This is a genomic window from Microbulbifer sp. MCCC 1A16149 (genome assembly GCF_050368945.1).
Lineage (GTDB): Bacteria > Pseudomonadota > Gammaproteobacteria > Pseudomonadales > Cellvibrionaceae > Microbulbifer.
The window spans coordinates 4,042,150-4,059,058 of sequence record NZ_CP185959.1 but is presented as its reverse complement, the minus strand read 5'-3'; the positions used below and the strand labels follow the sequence as shown (position 1 = coordinate 4,059,058).

The following is a 16,909-nucleotide window of genomic DNA, read 5'->3' as shown; positions in this document are numbered from 1 at the left end:
GCCGTGAACCCATCCATGGGGGCTCTTCCGCGAGGTCCCTCTCGCGGAAGGTCTCGCAAGCCTGTATCCGGTATCGGTGCCTTCGCATCAGACTCTTGTGCTCCGTCACCGGGACGTTCTGCACCCGGATTCCGATGGGATTGGTGCCCTTGACCCAAAGTGGCCGCCCAGACAGCAAAAAAACTGGTCAAAACTTGCCCCACCCAGGGTGTTCTGGTATAAAACGCCGCTCTTTGCGGCCGGGCCAGATTCTGTACAGATCCCGCGGTCGCGCTGGATACCGAATTTAGTCCCTGCCCCGCCCCCGAGCTGAGGGCACGAGAGTTATTGAAGAGGCCAATCAGATGTCTAAGGTATGTCAGGTAACCGGCAAGCGCCCGGTAACCGGAAACAACGTTTCTCACGCCAAAAACCGCACCAAGCGTCGCTTCGTGCCGAACCTGCAGTCACACCGTTTCTGGGTGGAAGCAGAGAAGCGCTTCGTTAAACTGCGTGTTTCTACTAAAGGTATGCGCATTATCGATAAGAAAGGTATCGATACCGTACTGGCAGAGCTGCGCAAGCGCGGCGAGAAAGTTTAATTACTGCTTAACCGCAGATTGGAGACAGAACAATGCGTGACAAGATTCGCCTGAATTCCAGCGCCGGCACCGGCCACTTCTACACCACTGACAAGAACAAGCGCAACATGCCTGAGAAAATGGAGATCAAAAAATACGATCCCGTTGTTCGCAAGCACGTTATGTACAAGGAAGGCAAAATCAAGTAATTGATTGCCTTGCTAGTTCGCGAAAAAGCCCGGTTTTCCGGGCTTTTTTGTGTCTGGAAAAAAATACTGTACGCCGACGCTAAGGCTTCGATAGTGTCTCCCCTTTGCCAGACCTTCAAAAACAGGATGTTTTTGCAGAGCCCCCATGGATGGGTTCACGGCGTGTCTGGCGAAGGGGAGACACTAGCGGAGCCGCCACTCAATCAGTTAGTGGCGCCCCGGAACCTATTAAGATGCCTGAACTACCAGAAGTAGAAACCACCAAACGCGGACTGGCCCCCCACCTGGAAGGCCGCAAGGTTAAGTTGTGCGAAATCCGCCAGCACAGCCTGCGCTGGCCCGTGGACGCGGATTTTGCGGAGAAGATCCAGGGCGCCCGTATCCAGCGCCTGGACCGACGCGCCAAATACCTGCTGGTGGAGACAGACAAGGGCCTCGCCATCTGGCACCTGGGCATGTCCGGTAGCCTGCGCATCGTCGATGGCAAACTGCCTCCGGAGAAACACGACCACATCGACTGGCTGCTGGACAGCGGCCAACGCCTGCGTTTCCACGATCCCCGTCGCTTCGGTGCCCTGCTGTGGACCACCGAAGCCATCGCCAACCACGAACTCATCGCCCACCTGGGCCCGGAGCCCCTGAGCGATGACTTTCACGCGGACTACCTTTTCAGCCGCTCCCGCGGTCGCAAAGCCCCAGTGAAAACCTTCATCATGGATGGTCGCATCGTCGTCGGTGTCGGCAACATCTACGCCAGCGAAGCCCTGTTTATGGCCGGTATCCGTCCACAGACCCCGGCCGGAAAAATTTCCCGGCCCCGTTACGAAAAGCTGGTGGAAGCCATCAAGACCGTTCTCGGCAACGCCATCCAGCAGGGCGGTACCACCTTGCGGGACTTTGTCGGCGGCGACGGCAAGCCCGGCTACTTCGCCCAGCAACTGAACGCCTACGGCCGCGCCGGCCAGCCCTGCCCACGCTGCCCCGGCACCATCCGCGAGCAGATCATCGGCCAGCGCAACACCTTCTTCTGCCCCCGCTGTCAGCGCTGATTGGGAACTCTTTCAGTGCCACCCTAGGTTTGAGTCCGATATTCCAATCGGTCTCGTGCTTATGGTCATGATGTTGCCCTTTCTCACTGCACTGATCTCTGCGTGGTACTGCTGGCGCGGTGGTCGTCGTGCTGCCATGAGCTGGTGGGCGGTTACTGCGGCCATCTATGTGGCCTGGTGCTTCTACCATATGACCGACCCGCTGAAGATCTCCCTGTAGGAGGTACGTTGTGGCGAATACTACCGCTGGCGCTGTACATGGCCTCGGTCGTTGGTCCGATTGCCTCAATGCCCTCGGCCTGCTGGGTATCAGCGGTATCCTCTGGTTCGCATTTGCCTGGCAGATATTCCTGCACGAGCTGCCCTGCCCTCTGTGCCTGCTGCAGCGCGTGGCCTTTGTCATGGTCGGGCTCGGTTTGCTGCTGAATGTGTGTTTTGGCAGTCGCCCCGCGCACTATGGCATTGCGATTGTGTCTGCACTGGCTGGCATGGTGTCGTCTGCGCGACAGGTGTTGCTGCATATCGCACCGGGTGATCCCGGCTACGGCTCGCCGTTTCTGGGAATGCATTTTTACACCTGGGCACTGGTGGCCTTCTTTGCGCTCGCCCTGTACCTGGGTGGTCTGCTGATGATCGACGGGATGAAGCTGAAAGAAGCCGCGGATACACCGCGGAAAGCCGGTTGGCTGGGAAGGCTGGCGGGGATCAGCTTTCTGCTGGTTCTGGTTCTGAATGTCCTGTCGACACTGGCCGAGTGCGGTGTGGGTGCCTGTCCCGACAACCCCACCGATTATCTGTGGTTGCCGGGATAAATCATCACACGGTAGCGATCACCCCGGGGATGATCGCTTTTTTCCGGTTTTTCTAGCGTCCCAGCGCGCTGCCTTCGCGGCGGGGGTCGGCGCCGCCGTGGAGTTTCCCATCCATCAGCGCAATGGCGTGGATACCGCTGTTCAGTTCTTTCTGCACTACCTTGTGGCCCATGGCTTCCAGCTTTGCGATATCCGCCGCGGAGACCGTATCGGGCTCCACTTCCAGCCGGTAACCGATAGCAGCGATGTTGCCCGCGTCGATGGCTTCGGCGATGGGGATCCCTTTGCCCAGATGGTAGAGGATGGTGCGCGCGGTGTAGTCGATAATGCGCGAGCCGCCAGGGGAGCCCACCAGTAACCGCAGGCTGCCGTCTTTATTGAACACGATGGTGGGAGACATAGACGAGCGCGGACGCTTGCCCGGCTGTACGCGATTGGCCACCAGCTCCTTTTCCGCGTTGGTGGGCACGAAGGAAAAGTCGGTGAGCTGGTTGTTGAGCAGGAATCCTTTGACCAGCAGGCGTGAACCAAACCCGGTCTCGATACTGGTGGTCATGCTCACGCCGTTGCCGTACTTGTCCATGATGGACAGGTGGCTGGTGTTAGGCATTTCCGGCGATTTCGCCTTGATCCGGGCACCGGAAAATTCTCCCGGGACACCCGGCCGCGCAGGCTGTGCGGTTTTCAGGTTGATCAGTTTGGCCCGCTGCGCCAGATAGTGCGGTGCGACCATCGCATTGGTGGGGACTTCGACAAAGTCGCTATCCGCGCTGTAGGTATTCCGGTCGGCAAACGCCAGCTCCGAGGCTTCGGTAAACAGGTGGGTGAGTTCGGCGCTGCCCGCATCAAAATTGTCGATGGGGGTATGTTGCAGCATGCCGAGGATGGCCCCCACGGTGGTGCCGCCGGAAGACGGCGCCGCGGCACCGCACACCCGGTAAACCAGGAATTCACTGCATACCGGCTCGCGCACCTTGGCCTGATAATCGGCCATGTCATTGCGGGTCATAACGCCGGGATTTTCCGGGTCGTTGCGCACCGCATCGACAATGGCCGCGGCGATCTCACCCTGATAGAACGGTGCCACACCCTCTTCGGCCAGGGTGCGCAGGGTTTGCGCGTAGTCGGGATTTTTCAGCAGATGCCCGACCGCGAGCGGTTCGCCATCGGCGTCGAAGAAGTAATCGCGGATCGCCGGGCGCACCGCTACCCGCGGCATGCGCACCAGCAGTTCGCGCAGGCGCGGTGACACTTCAAATCCCTGTTCGGCGAGGCTGATCGCGGGCTGGAACAGGTCTTTCCACGGCAGTTTGCCGTCGCGCTTGTGGGCCAGTTCCAGCATGCGCATGACCCCGGGCACCCCTACCGAGTTACCGCCGATCACCGCTTCGAAAAATCCGCGCGGCTTGCCGTCGCGCATGAAATAGTTTTCGTCCACTGCCATGGGCGCGGTTTCGCGGCCGTCGTAATAGTGGAGTTGTTTCTGGTCGGCGCGGTAGCTCAGCATAAAGGCGCCACCGCCGATGCCGGAGGACTGCGGCTCCACCAGGCCCAGCACCAGCTGTGCGGCAATGGCGGCGTCGACCGCGGTGCCGCCGCGGGCGAGGATCTGCTCGGCGGCAGCAGAGGCGTGGGGGTTGGCGGTGACTGCCATATATTCCGCGGCGCTGGCGGACTTGATTTCCGATCGCCCGGTGGCGAATTCAGGCTGTACCTCCGGTTGCGCATCCTGTCCGGCATAGGCGGAAGACGCGGCCACCGCGGTGGCGGAGGTCAGGGAGGCAGAGAGGATGAGACGAGCTACTGAGTAACGCAGAAATCTGTTCACAGGGCGATCCGGTTGCCAAATTTGCAGGGATCGCCCGAGTGTACCAGACAGTCAGTGACTGAAGCAGGTTAGGGAGTCTGCTTGCTGTACTTTTCCTGCAGGGCTTTCTGCACGCCCGGGGGCACGAACTTGGTGACGTCGCCACCGAGGGAGGCGATTTCGCGCACCAGGGAAGACGAGATGTACGAGAGATGTTCCGCCGGTGTCAGGAACAGGCTTTCCATCTGCGGCGCCAGCTGACGGTTCATGTTGGCGAGCTGAAATTCGTACTCGAAGTCGGACACCGCGCGCAGGCCGCGCACCACACCGTAGGCGTCGAGTTGACGCACCAGGTCGGCGAGCAGGATGTCGAAGCCGATCACCTCGATGTTGTCCAGGTGGGACAGTTCCTGTTGGGCCAGTTCAACCCGCTCTTCCATGGTGAACAGCGGATTCTTGCGGGTGCTGGCGGCAACGGCGACCACCACGTGATCGAACAGGCGGCAGGCCCGTTCCACGAGGTCCATATGACCATTGGTAATGGGGTCGAAAGTACCCGGGTAAACCACTTTTTTCATAAGCCAATTCGCCTTGCCGGCCGGAAACGGACGCGCATGTTAAACAATTTAGGCCCTGCTCTCAAAAAGTCCTGCAAAAATGCGCCAAACTGGAGTGAATATGGGGGATTCAGCGGACAAATAATCGCATGCAGACCTGCCCAGCGTGCTTTTCCTTCTCCAGTTGCCAGTCTGCCGGAGCCTCAATGAGGGTATTTCGAGGGGATTCCACATAGATCAGGGTGCCCTCGCCGATACACCCTGCCTCCACCAGGCCGCTGAGCGCACTTTGCCACAGGTCGTTGGCAAACGGGGGATCGATAAAGATCACGTCGTAGGGGGCGGCCGGCTGGCTGAGGAATATCTCCGCCGGACAGTTGTGCACCTGTCCCCCCTCAGCCTGCAACAGGTCCAGCTGCTGGCGCAGGGTCTGTGCAGCACCCCGGTCCAGCTCCACGAAGTCCACGGTCTCGGCGCCGCGGCTCAGGGCCTCCAGGCCGAGTGCGCCGGAGCCGGCAAACAGGTCCAGGCAGCGGGCGCCGGGCAGGTGAAACTGCAGCCAGTTGAACAGGGTCTCGCGCAGGCGATCGCCGGTGGGGCGCAGGCCGTCGATGGGGGCGAAAGCGACTTTGCGCCCGCGCCAGCGGCCGCCGATGATGCGCAACTGCGAGGACGAGGCCGGTTTTGACTGGTCACTGGTGCGGGGTCTGCGGTTTCTGGGCATTCGGTATCCGGGTGATGGGGAAAATTAAGCGGGGCATCACTGTGTGCTAAACAGTCAGCGGTGCTAAGATTAGCGCCTTTCTGCCACCGGCCGCCAGCGGCTGTCGGTGACCCTGTCATCCAAGTTTCCAGTCAAAGAATTCACACCCGATGATTTTTGATTTCCTGCGCAAGAAGAAGCCCGAGGCTGAAGAGTCCACTGAAGAGAAGGTGGATAACCCCCTGGCACCGGAATCGCCAGAGCCTGAGGCGGAGCCAGAATTCGAGATCCCGGATAACCTGCTGGCGGATACCGCGGAGGCCGAGGGCGCTGCGGCGACTGCCCCGACGCAGGTAGAGGTCGAACCGGAGGAGACTGCGGAAAAGGCTGAAGAAAAACTGTCGGTAGAGGAAGCACCGGAGGCGGCGTTTGACGCAACTGCCGAGGTCGCCGCTGCCACAGATACTCCGGCGGATCCCGCACCCCAGCCAACCCCGCAGGAAAAGCCCAAGAAAGAGGGCTTCTTTGCGCGTATCCGCCGCGGCCTGGCGCGCACCAGCAGCCAGTTTGCCGAGGGCATGGGCAATCTGTTCCTGGGCGCCAAGGAAATCGACGAAGATCTGATGGAGGAGCTGGAGACCCAGCTGCTGATGGCGGACGTGGGCGTGGATGCCACCACCGAGATCATCGACCGCCTCACCGATCGAGTGTCCCGCCGGGAGCTGTCCAATGGTGAAGCGCTGTACACGGCGCTGCAGGAAGAGCTGGCCGGCCTGCTGGACAAGGTGGAGGCACCGCTGGATATCGATACCGCCAGGCAACCATTCGTGATTCTGGTGGTGGGTGTCAACGGTGTGGGCAAGACCACTACCATCGGCAAGCTGGCGCACCGCTATCTGAACGAGGGCAAGTCTGTGATGCTGGCGGCGGGGGATACTTTCCGCGCGGCGGCGGTGGAGCAGCTGCAGGTTTGGGGCCAGCGCCACGATGTGCCGGTGGTGGCCCAGCACACCGGTGCCGACAGTGCCTCGGTTATTTTTGATGCGATCCAGTCCGCCCAGTCCCGCGGTGTGGATGTGGTGATTGCGGATACCGCCGGGCGTCTGCACAACAAGTCGAACCTGATGGAGGAGTTGTCCAAGGTGCGCCGGGTGATGGGCAAGCTGGACGATTCCGCGCCCCACGAGGTGCTGTTGGTGCTTGACGCGGGTACTGGTCAGAATGCGCTTTCCCAGGCGGAGACCTTCCGCGATTCGGCCGGTGTGACCGGTCTGGTACTGACCAAGCTGGATGGCACTGCCAAGGGTGGGGTGATTTTCGCGCTGGCGCAGAAGCTGGGGATTCCGGTACGCTTTATCGGCGTTGGGGAGCAGGCGGAAGACCTGCAGCCGTTTGTGGCTAAAGACTTTGTGGCGGCGCTGTTTAATCGGACTCAGGGCTGATTAACCGGGCGCAGGGCTAATTAGCCGAAAGCTGGGCTGAATTGCCCCGGCTTTTTAGGTTTATGAACTCGGACGCGAAGGTGACGATGCCGGGTGCCCCCTTGTGAGACCGTATGCGGCCTGGATGGCCGCATCCGAGCCCCCAGGGATGGGTTTACGGCGTGTCTCACAAGGGGGCACCCGGTAGCGGCACCGCCACAGGGGCCTGAAAAATGCTTGTGCATTCTCCCCAGAACTAAAACAACAAAAACGCGCTCATGATCCAATTCGATAACGTCAATAAACGCTACGAGTCCGGCCAGGATGCGCTGGGGCGTGTCAGTCTGGAGATTGATCGCGCGGAGATGGTTTTCCTTACTGGCCATTCCGGCGCCGGCAAAAGTACCCTGCTGAAACTCCTCACCGCCATCGAGCGCCCTACCCGCGGCAGCATCATCGTCGGCGGGCAGAACCTGAACCGGTTGCGCAATGGTCAGATCCCCTTCTATCGCCGCAATCTCGGCATCGTCTTTCAGAACCACCAGCTGCTGTTTGATCGCAGTGTGTTCGACAACGTCGCTCTGCCGCTGTCGGTCTCCGGCTGCAGCAAACGCGAGGTGGGGCGCCGGGTGCGTGCGGCGCTGGACAAGGTCGGGTTGCTGCACAAGGAAAAACAGAACCCCATCGTGCTCTCCGGTGGTGAACAGCAGCGGGTGGGGATTGCGCGCGCGGTGGTGAACAAGCCCGCGCTGCTGGTGGCGGACGAGCCCACCGGTAACCTGGACCCCAAGCTGTCGGAAGAAATCATGCAGCTGTTCCGGCAGTTCAACGCGGTGGGCACCACGGTGCTGATCGCGAGCCACGATCTCGAGCTGATTGCGCGTATGCGCCAGCGGGTGCTGACCCTGCAGCAGGGGCAACTCATTTACGACGGATACCCGAGCCGTGAACCAGCGTACTAAACCCTCTCCCCCGGCTACCGAACGCGCCCGCTCCGCCGGCGCGGTGACCGCGCGCACTGGCGTCGGCGACCGCTTCAGCAGCTGGCTGGATCATCACCGCGAGATGTGGCGGGAGTCCTGGGTGCGCTTTTTTGCTTCGCCCATGTCCAGTGGCATGACGGCGCTGGTGATCGCGATCGCGCTGGCATTGCCCGCGGCACTGCAGCTGGGGCTGACTAATTTCCAGAAGGCGGTGGCTGGCTGGGACGGGCAGCCGCAGATTTCGGTGTTCCTGCACAAGCGCGCGAAGGACAGCGCGGTGACTGCCTACGCGGACGATCTGCGTGGGGATCCGCTGGTGGCGGAGGTGACTTACATTTCCCCGGAGCAGGCGCTGGCGGAGTTCCAGCAGGCGTCCGGACTTGGTGATGCGCTGGCAGGTATGGACAGCAATCCGCTGCCGGCGGTGCTGCTGGTGCGGCCCTCAGGGTCAGATAGCGCCGGGCTCGAGACGCTGGCGGGGCGCTTGCGGGAGAGCGCGCTGACCGATTCCGTGGTGCTGGATATGGCCTGGGTACAGCGCTTGTCGCAGTTGACCGAGCTGGGCCGGCGCATGAGTCTGGGGCTGGCGTTTCTGCTGGCGCTGGGGGTGTTGCTGGTGGTGGTGAACAGTATCCGCCTGCACATTGAGAATCGTCGGCAGGAGATTCTGGTGGTGAAGCTTGTGGGGGCGACGGATGCATTTGTGCGGCGTCCCTTCCTGTACACCGGGCTGGTGTACGGCCTGGTGGGCGGTCTGATTGCCTGGTTGCTGGTGAGTGTCGGTGTGTGGCTACTGACGGGGCCGGTGAGCGGGCTGGCGAACCTGTACGGCAGCGGTTTCCAGCTCGACGGACCGGGCATGACCTATCTGATCGGCCTGGCCGGCGGTGCCGCCCTGCTGGGACTGACCGGTGCCTGGCTGGCGGTGGCGCGACATATTTCGGCGATCCAGCCGCGGTAAGTGTCTCCGTGAGCCCGTTCACGCCGCCTTCGCCGCAAAGTCCATGTTTTTGACGCGGCTTACCTCGCATATCGATCGCATGACCTCATGGTCAGTCAAGATTCGTAAAGCCGCCTTCCCGCGTGGAACTTCCCCTGTGGATAACCGCTCTAACCTCCCGTATATCAAGGCCTGGCGCGGTATGTCGGGCAATCGCGGGCGGGGTTCCATTTCCCGTTGCGAGTGCTACACTGTGGCCAACTTTGCTCTCCCGGTGCCGCTCAAAAGCTGATCAGCTCAGGGCCGGAGGAGCAAGCCGCCGCAAACTACTGGTCCCGGTAAGAAATAGTCCGGGCAGCAAGTGCCAAGCGGGGCAACAAGAGTTACGAGGAGAATCCTGAATGGGAACCAATCTGCAGCCGATCCATACACTGTCCCCGGGCGCCAATCTGAACGCCTATATCCAGACAGTGAGTGGCTTCGAGGTGCTCTCCGCCGAGGAAGAAAAGAAGCTCGCGGAAGATCTCTACTACCACGAAAACCTTGAGGCAGCCCGTCAGCTGGTTATGTCTCACCTGCGTTTTGTGGTGCATATCGCCAAATCCTACTCCGGTTACGGTCTGAACCAGGGCGACCTGATTCAGGAAGGTAACGTGGGCTTGATGAAGGCGGTGAAGCGTTTCAACCCTGAGAAGGGTGTGCGTCTGGTGTCTTTTGCGGTGCACTGGATCAAGGCGGAGATTCACGAGTTTATTCTGCGCAACTGGCGTATCGTGAAGATCGCGACCACCAAGGCGCAGCGCAAGCTGTTCTTTAACCTGCGCGGCCAGAAGAAGAAGCTGGCGTGGCTGACTAGTGATGAAGCCAAGCGGGTTGCTGCTGAGCTGAATGTGGATGTGCAGCATGTGCACGATATGGAAGGCCGTCTGTCGGCCCACGATGCGGCGTTTGACGCGGGCGTGGACGACGACGAAGACTCCGCGTGGCAGGCACCGGCGCACTACCTGGAAGATCGCCGTTACGATCCGGCCACCATGCTGGAAAACGATAACTGGCAGGAAACCAGCGTAAACAACCTGACCTCCGCCATGGAGCAACTGGACGACCGCAGCCGCGATATCATCGAGGCGCGCTGGTTGAGCGAGAGCAAGTCCACGCTGCATGAGCTGGCGGACAAATACGGTGTTTCTGCTGAGCGCATTCGCCAGCTCGAAAAGAACGCCATGAAAAAAGTCCGGGTGGCGATGGAGGCCTGATACGCCAACAGATTCAACCGGATTCAAGAACCGCGCTACTGGCGCGGTTTTTTCGTATGTGGTCCCGGGCTTCTGTGGTATTTGCTTTGGAGCTGGTTCGGTGGCGGGGAGGCACCGGGTGCTGCTTTTTGAAACCGCTGTGAATACATCCATGTACGCTGCGTCGGCGACGTCCCTGTCGCCGACGCTTTCAAAAAGCAGCACCCGGCACCTCCCCTTCGATTTGATCTCTGTACTTCGTAAGCTCGAAAGAAAGGCATAACGATGGCTAAATTGTATCTATTGCTCGCCGCATTTTTTGGCGGCACTGGCGTGATCCTTGGTGCATTCGGTGCTCACGGTCTGCGCAACAAAGTCGCGGAAAATCTGCTGGAAACCTATAAAACCGGTGTGCACTACCAGATGATTCACGCCCTGGCGCTTATTGCTGTGGCTATCCTGATTCATCAGATCGGTGCAAAAACTTCACTGATCGTAAGTGGCGCGCTGTTTTCCATCGGCATTTTGCTTTTCTCCGGTAGCCTCTACGGCCTGACATTTGGTGGTCCGAGAATACTGGGCCCGATCACACCACTGGGTGGCACTCTGTTGATCGGCGGCTGGATATCACTGTTTATCACGGCACTTAATTACTCAAAATAACCACCAACATAGGGTGGTAAAAACTTAGAAGCATGATTCGAAGGCCAAGTGCCGGGTATGGGGTTTCAGAAGCGTCGGCGACAGGGACGTCGCCGACGCAGCGTACAGGGATGTATTTACAGCGGTTCTGAAACCCCATACCCGGTGCTTGGCCGCCACAGCACAAGCCATGAAGCACCGAAGAACAGTGCTCCGGGCCTAGAGGTAAAAGATGCAAGAAGAACCCAACAACGAACAAGGTAACGAGGAAGAAGACTTCCCCTACCGCACCGAATTCAAAAAGAAATCCATCCGCAGCTACGTGATTCGCGGTGGGCGGATGACGGAAGGCCAGCGCAAAGCGTTCGATACTTACTGGGGGCCGTTTGGTCTCTCTCTGTACGATTGTGGTATCGAGCCGCAAGAAATCTTCGGTCGCGAAGCGCCCGTCGTTCTCGAAATCGGCTTTGGCATGGGTGACTCCCTGCTGGAAATGGCCACCGCCGAACAGGACAAAGATTTTATTGGCATCGAAGTCCATCCTCCCGGTGTCGGTCGCCTGATTAACAATGCCGGTAAAGCAGAAATCAAAAACCTGCGTGTGTACATGGCTGACGCCATCGATGTATTGCACGACTGTATCCCGGACGCCAGCCTCGATCGCTTCCAGCTGTACTTCCCGGATCCCTGGCACAAAAAGAAGCACAACAAACGCCGCATCGTACAGCCCAGCTTTGTGAAGCTTCTGTGCAGCAAGCTGAAGCCCGGCGGTCTGATGCACATGGCAACCGACTGGGAAAACTATGCCGAGCAGATGCTGGAAGTACTCGAGGCGGAAGACATGCTCGAGAACACCGCCGGCAAAGGCAACTATGCCCCGCGTCCCGAATTCCGCCCGCAGACCAAATTCGAGCGCCGTGGCGAGCGCCTCGGCCACGGCGTGTGGGATCTGCTTTATAAAAGAAAATAAAATGCCAACCGGTCGGGTGTCCTGCCACAAGGTCACCCGGTCCACTGTGCTATCTTCACACTACCGCCGGTAAACGGAAGCTCCGGAGTAACAATGACAACAAGACCCACTGCCGCACGCAAAAACCTGCGTCATTACCTGTCCAGAATAGTACTCGGTACCTGCCTCGCGCTGCTCAGCGCGCAGACCCTGGCCGACCGCGAAGGCACCCTCAATCTCTACCTGAATGGCGGTCAGTACTGGTTCGATAAAGACCGTCTCTCAGGCACCCCCTATTTCGGCGATGAGCTGGAAGACAGCAGCGGCGGCGGCATCGGTTTTGGCTACAACGTTACCGATCGCTGGGTGGTCGAAGGGGTCTACGATTACTTCAGCGTCAACCTGAAGGATTCCTACGAGGACGTGACTGTCGAGAATTACCACCTCGACCTGATGTACCAGTTTGCCGGACGTTTCTGTGGCAACTTCGACTGGCAGCCCTACGTGGTAGTTGGCGCCGGTGAATTGCGCGTGAACGAGGATACCTACGGCTATCCGTACAACTGGCACGAGCGCCAGACCATGGTCAACTTCGGCGCCGGTATCAAATACCGCCTCGGACCGCGCTGGCAGTTGCGCGGCGACGCGCGCGGGTTCCAGGGCGTGGAAGAAGGCGGGTTGGACAGTTTTCTGAGCCTTGCCATCGGCTACCAGTGGGGTTCCGATCCGGTGGTGTACGACCGCGATGGCGACGGAGTATTCAGCGATGTGGACGAATGCCCGCAGACCCCGCCGGGCATCGATGTAGACTTCCGCGGCTGTCCCATGGACAGCGATGGCGATGGCGTGCCTGACTATCTTGACCAGTGTCCGACGACGCCCATGGGTATGGCGGTGAATGAGGACGGTTGTCAGCGCGAGCCCTACGACCCCGCTGACTTCGCCAAATAGGAGTGTGCGCGCAGGCCGGATAAGTAGACGGATCTATTCGCCGCGCGCCGCCTCCAACTGTTCGGAAATTTCCAGCCACTCCATCTCCAGCTCGTCCAGGGCGTCCCGGGTTTCCCCCTGGGCCTTGGTCAGGCGCGCAATCTCATCCTGCTGACCGCCGCTGTACAGGCCCTCATCGGCGAGCTGGTTCTCCAGCGCGGCCAGCTCTTTCTCCGCCTTTGCCATTTTCTGTTCGATGCTTTTCAGCTTGTTGGTAAGCGGCTTCAGCTGCTCGCGCAGGGCCGCAGCGGCGCGGCGCTGGGCTTTTTTGTCCTCGACGGGGTTCTCCGCCCCGGTGTCACCGGTGTCCACGCCGCTATCCTGGCGACGTTTTTCGTCGCGCTTGAAGGACAGCAACCACTGCTTGTAATCGTCCAGGTCGCCGTCGTAGGGCTCGGCGCGGCCATCTGCGACCAGGATGAACTCGTCGGTGGTGTTGGCCAGCAGATGACGATCGTGGGAGACCAGCAGCATGGCGCCGGGGAATTCTGCCAGGGCCAGGGTGAGCGCGTGGCGCATCTCCAGATCCAGGTGGTTGGTGGGTTCGTCCAGCAGCAGCAGATTGGGTTTCTGCCACGCCAGCAGCGCCAGCGCCACCCGTGCTTTCTCGCCGCCGGAGAAACCGCCCACCGGCTCGAAAACCCGGTCTCCGATAAAGCCGTAGCCGCCGAGAAAGTCCCGCAGCTGCTGTTCGCTGGCATCGGGAGACAGGCGCTGCACGTGCAGCATTGGTGACGCCTTGGCATCCAGCGCCTCCAGCTGGTGCTGAGCGAAGTAACCGATTTTCAGGTGCTCGCCGCACTGGCGTACCCCGGACACCAGCGGCAGATCCCCCGCCAGGGTTTTGATCAGCGATGACTTGCCGGCGCCGTTGGGGCCCAGCAGGCCGATACGACGGCCGGGCTGGATACCCATTTCCACCTTGTGGAGGATGGTCTTGCCCGGGTAGCCAATCTCGGCCTCGCGCAGGTCGATCAGCGGATTGGACACCTTGTCGGCACAGGGCAGGCGAAAGCGGAACGGTGAGTCCACATGGGCCGGGGCAATCTCCGCCATGCGGTCCAGGGCTTTCAGGCGGCTCTGGGCCTGCTTGGCTTTGGTGGCCTTGGCACGGAAGCGGCGCACAAAGTCTTCCATGTGCGCGCGCTGTGCCTGTTGTTTCTCATACTGGACCTGCTGCTGCGCCAGGCGCTCGGCGCGGGCGCGCTCGAATGCGGTGTAGTTGCCGCTGTACAGCACCAGCTCCTGCTGCTCGAAGCTGACGATGCCATCTACCACAGCATCGAGAAAATCGCGGTCGTGGGAGATGATCAGCAGAGTGCCGGGAAAGCGCTGTAGCCACTGTTCCAGCCACAGGGTTGCATCCAGGTCCAGGTGGTTGGTGGGTTCGTCCAGTAGCAACAGGTCCGCCGGGCACATCAGTGCCCGCGCCAGGTTCAGGCGAATACGCCAGCCACCGGAAAAGCTCTTTACCGGGCGCTGCTGGTCTGCGTGGGAGAAGCCCAGGCCGTCGAGCAGCTGTGCCGCGCGCGCCGGGCCGCTGTAGCCATCGATGGCCGCCATGCGTTCGTGCAGCTCGGCAATACGCTTGCCGTCGCTGCCATCGGCCTCGGCTGCGTCCAGTTCGCGCTGCAGGTCGCGCAGGCGGTGATCGCCGTCCAGGGCGTACTCCAGCGCGCTCTGATCTGTGGCGGAGACCTCCTGGGCCATATGCGCCACTTCCCAGCCTGCTGGTACCTCGATACTGCCCGCGTCGCTGTCCTGCTGTTTGAGCAGCAGTTTGAACAGGGTCGACTTGCCGCAGCCGTTTGCGCCGATGACGCCCACCTTGTGACCCGGGAAAATACGACAGCTGGCGTTGTTGAGCAGATCCCGTCCGCCCACTTGCAGCGACACGCCTTGCAGATTAATCAATGGAAACCTCTTTGAATTCGCCCAAAATTGACTAGGCTAACGGCATAACAAATCGCCGGGATTCTATCGTGACAGAAACCGCACCTCCATCACCGCCGCCCTCCCCGCTGCAAAATCCGCTTTGGCACTTCAGCCTGGAGTTCTATCAACAGCCCCATGTAGCCGAATTCCTGCTGCAATGTCAGGACACCCGCGGTGCGGATGTATGCCTGCTGCTGTGGGCCAGCTATACCAGTGCCTGCGGCCGGCAGTTGAGTGAAGAGAGCTGGAGAGTGGCCGATCGCGGGCTGGCGCCGCGCAGGCGCATGATCCGCAGTGTGCGCAACCTGCGGCGCTGGCTGGGGCGGATGAACAAACAAAGTGGCGTTTACGAGTGGTGCAAAAGCTGTGAGCTGCGCATGGAACAGCGGCAGCTGGCGGCGCTGTGGAAACTGCACGGCGAAACCTGGCCGGAGACCCGTTCACCGCTGGAGCTGGCCGGACAGCAATACGGCCTGTTACAAAAAGATCAGGCCCGCTGGGCGGGCCTGATCGATGCCTACAGTACTGGCGCCGGTGCCGATGGCACACTGAACTCGATGGTCGCTAGCGACGGCGCCGACGGGAATGTGCCGGGCGACCGCGCCGCTTCCTGATCCCGCGCACCGGCAACTGCTACCGGCGCAGGGAGCTGGATTAAACCAATCAGTGCTTGTGTTTGTGTTCTTCCGGACCGTAGTGCGGGTTTTCCTCGGTAGAAAACAGGCTGTTAGCGGGCGTGCTGGGGGTGATGGTCGGAGTCACAGGGGTTACTGCCGCCGGGCTGGATTCAGATACCAGTGGTTTCGGCTCCGAGGTTTTGCCCATGATGGGTTCCGCTGCGCTTGATTCCGCAGGCGCTACCGGCGCTGCCGGTTTTTCCTGAGCTGGCGCTGCCGGCTTGCTGCCATTGGTCTTGGCCGGCTTGGCCGAGGCTTTGGGTGCTGCGGTTTTCTTGGGGCTGGCTTTTTTGGCCGCGGGCTTTTTCGCGGTGGTTTTCTTGCTGGCCGCCTTCTCTGCCGGTTTTGCTGCTGCAGTGCTGGCTTTGGCGCTGGCGGCTTTTTTCGCCGGGGCTTTCTTGGTTGTCGCTTTTTTTGCCGCTGCCTTTTTCGGTGCGGCTTTCTCGCTCGCCGCTTTCTTGGCGGTTGCTTTCTTGGCCGCGGGTTTCTTCTCGCTGGCCTTTTTCTCGCTCGCTTTGGACTTGGCCGCTACGGCTTTCTTGGCAGTCGCCTTCTTCGCGCCGGCCTTTTTCTTTTTCGGCTTGGCTGCGGCCGCTACTTTCTTGGCTGCGGCTTCACCGGCTTTTTTGATGGTATTGGCGGTCTTCTCGGCAAACTTGGCGGCGCTGGCGGCAGCCTTGGAATCTGCCAGTGCCTTTGCTGCGTCCTTAGCGACCTTCTCAACCTTGGCTACGGCAGCCTTGGCAGTGTCCACTTTTTTCTTGCCGGCGGTTTTGGCCGCTGGGGTTTTTGCCTTGGCGGCAGAGGTGCGCGCGGTGGCCAGCTTGGCCTTGGCTTTCTTTACCTGAGCCTGGGCTTTTTCCGCTTCCTTACTGGCTTTTTTCAGCGCTTTGTCGGTGTCGGCTGCTTCCTTGGCTCGCGCCTTGTCGAGTTGGGTGGTGATCTTGGCGATCTGTTTTTCCAGATCGGAAATGGATGCAACGGCTTTGCGTTTAGCGGCCATGAGTTGAAATCCTGCGTTTGAAACGGGTTGTGAGTATCGGTGAGCACTATACCCTGCGCCCTCTCCTGTTCGCAGTGTATAACCACCTTTCTGCGGGAGAAAAAAATCAGGGTTGAACGCTGATAATAGCGCTGTTATTTGGGAAGTGCATCCCCGCATCCCGCGCAAATCCGTGCATTTTTTTAGGGCGTTTTGCGATCGCGCTTGTTGGTGGAGGGATCTGCGGGTGGAATGATGGAGCGGGACACCTGGCAGTTCCGATCGCGCAGTACCGGAAATACCGCGTCGCCCGCGGGTCTGAAAATATTACCGGTAAATGAAACCACCGGCGGCAAATGTAGTCTTAGCGGACGATGTGCAGCCCTAACCCGCATGGGGTAGACTTGCCTGTCGCTGGCCGGACCTGCTGTACTGTGATCTGCCGCACATAGTGCGCC

At 60.3% G+C, this 16,909-nt stretch carries 18 protein-coding genes; 13 read left to right on the top strand and 5 right to left on the bottom strand.

Going from position 1 to position 16,909, the window contains the following annotated elements:
* Positions 1 to 344: 344 nt before the first annotated feature.
* The 5 genes from rpmB to ACONT6_RS16765 all read left to right on the top strand — a co-directional run bounded on the left by rpmB (position 345) and on the right by ACONT6_RS16765 (position 2,630).
* Positions 345 to 581 (top strand): 50S ribosomal protein L28, encoded by a 237-nt coding sequence (rpmB, locus tag ACONT6_RS16785; RefSeq protein WP_010132080.1) that lies wholly within the window; start codon positions 345 to 347, stop codon positions 579 to 581.
* A 32-nt stretch (positions 582 to 613) separates the two neighbouring features.
* A complete protein-coding gene (gene rpmG, locus ACONT6_RS16780; protein ID WP_066960071.1) occupies positions 614 to 769 on the top strand; it encodes a 50S ribosomal protein L33 in 156 nt (51 codons plus the stop codon).
* A 233-nt stretch (positions 770 to 1,002) separates the two neighbouring features.
* Positions 1,003 to 1,818: a bifunctional DNA-formamidopyrimidine glycosylase/DNA-(apurinic or apyrimidinic site) lyase gene (mutM, locus tag ACONT6_RS16775; protein WP_428819555.1), complete on the top strand. Its 816-nt coding sequence runs from the start codon at positions 1,003 to 1,005 to the stop codon at positions 1,816 to 1,818.
* A gap of 67 nt (positions 1,819 to 1,885) precedes the next feature.
* Positions 1,886 to 2,038 carry a DUF5993 family protein gene (locus ACONT6_RS16770; protein ID WP_428819554.1) on the top strand — a complete coding sequence of 51 codons (153 nt, stop codon included), beginning with the start codon at positions 1,886 to 1,888 and terminating at the stop codon, positions 2,036 to 2,038.
* 10 nt (positions 2,039 to 2,048) lie between these two features.
* Complete coding sequence (locus tag ACONT6_RS16765) at positions 2,049 to 2,630, top strand: disulfide bond formation protein B (protein WP_428819553.1); 582 nt, start codon at positions 2,049 to 2,051, stop codon at positions 2,628 to 2,630.
* A gap of 52 nt (positions 2,631 to 2,682) precedes the next feature.
* Here ACONT6_RS16765 and ggt read toward each other — a convergent pair whose 3' ends face one another.
* From ggt to rsmD, 3 genes are all read right to left on the bottom strand, one after another.
* Entirely contained in the window at positions 2,683 to 4,458 is a 1,776-nt protein-coding gene (gene ggt / locus ACONT6_RS16760) for a gamma-glutamyltransferase (RefSeq protein ID WP_428819552.1), read from the bottom strand.
* A gap of 68 nt (positions 4,459 to 4,526) precedes the next feature.
* Positions 4,527 to 5,015, bottom strand: a complete 489-nt coding sequence (gene coaD, locus ACONT6_RS16755) for a pantetheine-phosphate adenylyltransferase (RefSeq protein ID WP_428819551.1) — start codon at positions 5,013 to 5,015, stop codon at positions 4,527 to 4,529.
* 109 nt (positions 5,016 to 5,124) lie between these two features.
* The gene (rsmD, locus tag ACONT6_RS16750) at positions 5,125 to 5,718 is read right to left on the bottom strand and encodes a 16S rRNA (guanine(966)-N(2))-methyltransferase RsmD (RefSeq protein WP_428819550.1); all 594 of its coding nucleotides are present in this window, start codon (positions 5,716 to 5,718) and stop codon (positions 5,125 to 5,127) included.
* Positions 5,719 to 5,867: 149 nt separating this feature from the next.
* Here rsmD and ftsY point away from each other — a divergent pair, with 149 nt between their 5' ends.
* The 7 genes from ftsY (at position 5,868) to ACONT6_RS16715 (ending at position 12,818) form a co-directional block, all read left to right on the top strand.
* On the top strand, positions 5,868 to 7,139 hold the full coding sequence (gene ftsY, locus ACONT6_RS16745) for a signal recognition particle-docking protein FtsY (protein WP_428819549.1): 1,272 nt from the start codon (positions 5,868 to 5,870) through the stop codon (positions 7,137 to 7,139).
* Positions 7,140 to 7,396: 257 nt separating this feature from the next.
* On the top strand, positions 7,397 to 8,080 hold the full coding sequence (ftsE, locus tag ACONT6_RS16740; protein ID WP_078082713.1) for a cell division ATP-binding protein FtsE: 684 nt from the start codon (positions 7,397 to 7,399) through the stop codon (positions 8,078 to 8,080).
* Positions 8,064 to 9,062, top strand: a complete 999-nt coding sequence (gene ftsX / locus ACONT6_RS16735) for a permease-like cell division protein FtsX (protein ID WP_428819548.1) — start codon at positions 8,064 to 8,066, stop codon at positions 9,060 to 9,062. The genes ftsE and ftsX overlap by 17 nt, the downstream gene beginning before the upstream one ends.
* Positions 9,063 to 9,442: 380 nt before the next feature.
* Positions 9,443 to 10,297 carry an RNA polymerase sigma factor RpoH gene (rpoH, locus tag ACONT6_RS16730; protein ID WP_078082715.1) on the top strand — a complete coding sequence of 285 codons (855 nt, stop codon included), beginning with the start codon at positions 9,443 to 9,445 and terminating at the stop codon, positions 10,295 to 10,297.
* Between the two features lie 264 nt (positions 10,298 to 10,561).
* Entirely contained in the window at positions 10,562 to 10,939 is a 378-nt protein-coding gene (locus tag ACONT6_RS16725) for a DUF423 domain-containing protein (RefSeq protein ID WP_181254900.1), read from the top strand.
* A gap of 211 nt (positions 10,940 to 11,150) precedes the next feature.
* Complete coding sequence (trmB, locus tag ACONT6_RS16720; protein ID WP_428819547.1) at positions 11,151 to 11,888, top strand: tRNA (guanosine(46)-N7)-methyltransferase TrmB; 738 nt, start codon at positions 11,151 to 11,153, stop codon at positions 11,886 to 11,888.
* A 93-nt stretch (positions 11,889 to 11,981) separates the two neighbouring features.
* Entirely contained in the window at positions 11,982 to 12,818 is an 837-nt protein-coding gene (locus ACONT6_RS16715; protein WP_428819546.1) for an outer membrane beta-barrel protein, read from the top strand.
* Between the two features lie 33 nt (positions 12,819 to 12,851).
* Here ACONT6_RS16715 and ACONT6_RS16710 read toward each other — a convergent pair whose 3' ends face one another.
* Entirely contained in the window at positions 12,852 to 14,771 is a 1,920-nt protein-coding gene (locus tag ACONT6_RS16710; RefSeq protein ID WP_428819545.1) for an ATP-binding cassette domain-containing protein, read from the bottom strand.
* Positions 14,772 to 14,839: 68 nt separating this feature from the next.
* Between ACONT6_RS16710 and ACONT6_RS16705 the strand changes: the two genes are divergently transcribed.
* Entirely contained in the window at positions 14,840 to 15,406 is a 567-nt protein-coding gene (locus tag ACONT6_RS16705; RefSeq protein WP_428819544.1) for a TIGR02444 family protein, read from the top strand.
* Between the two features lie 49 nt (positions 15,407 to 15,455).
* Here the strand turns inward: ACONT6_RS16705 and ACONT6_RS16700 are convergent, their stop codons facing one another.
* Positions 15,456 to 16,472: a histidine kinase gene (locus ACONT6_RS16700; protein ID WP_428819543.1), complete on the bottom strand. Its 1,017-nt coding sequence runs from the start codon at positions 16,470 to 16,472 to the stop codon at positions 15,456 to 15,458.
* Between the last annotated feature and the right edge of the window lie 437 nt (positions 16,473 to 16,909).

Bases quoted from the DNA above. Each gene is read 5' to 3' on its own strand.
- rpmB (WP_010132080.1), top strand. From the start codon at position 345: ATGTCTAAGGTATGTCAGGTAACCGGCAAGCGCCCGGTAACCGGAAAC.
- rpmG (WP_066960071.1), top strand. From the start codon at position 614: ATGCGTGACAAGATTCGCCTGAATTCCAGCGCCGGCACCGGCCACTTC.
- mutM (WP_428819555.1), top strand. From the start codon at position 1,003: ATGCCTGAACTACCAGAAGTAGAAACCACCAAACGCGGACTGGCCCCC.
- ACONT6_RS16770 (WP_428819554.1), top strand. From the start codon at position 1,886: ATGATGTTGCCCTTTCTCACTGCACTGATCTCTGCGTGGTACTGCTGG.
- coaD (WP_428819551.1), bottom strand. From the start codon at position 5,015: ATGAAAAAAGTGGTTTACCCGGGTACTTTCGACCCCATTACCAATGGT.
- rsmD (WP_428819550.1), bottom strand. From the start codon at position 5,718: ATGCCCAGAAACCGCAGACCCCGCACCAGTGACCAGTCAAAACCGGCC.
- ftsY (WP_428819549.1), top strand. From the start codon at position 5,868: ATGATTTTTGATTTCCTGCGCAAGAAGAAGCCCGAGGCTGAAGAGTCC.
- ftsE (WP_078082713.1), top strand. From the start codon at position 7,397: ATGATCCAATTCGATAACGTCAATAAACGCTACGAGTCCGGCCAGGAT.
- rpoH (WP_078082715.1), top strand. From the start codon at position 9,443: ATGGGAACCAATCTGCAGCCGATCCATACACTGTCCCCGGGCGCCAAT.
- ACONT6_RS16725 (WP_181254900.1), top strand. From the start codon at position 10,562: ATGGCTAAATTGTATCTATTGCTCGCCGCATTTTTTGGCGGCACTGGC.
- trmB (WP_428819547.1), top strand. From the start codon at position 11,151: ATGCAAGAAGAACCCAACAACGAACAAGGTAACGAGGAAGAAGACTTC.
- ACONT6_RS16715 (WP_428819546.1), top strand. From the start codon at position 11,982: ATGACAACAAGACCCACTGCCGCACGCAAAAACCTGCGTCATTACCTG.
- ACONT6_RS16700 (WP_428819543.1), bottom strand. From the start codon at position 16,472: ATGGCCGCTAAACGCAAAGCCGTTGCATCCATTTCCGATCTGGAAAAA.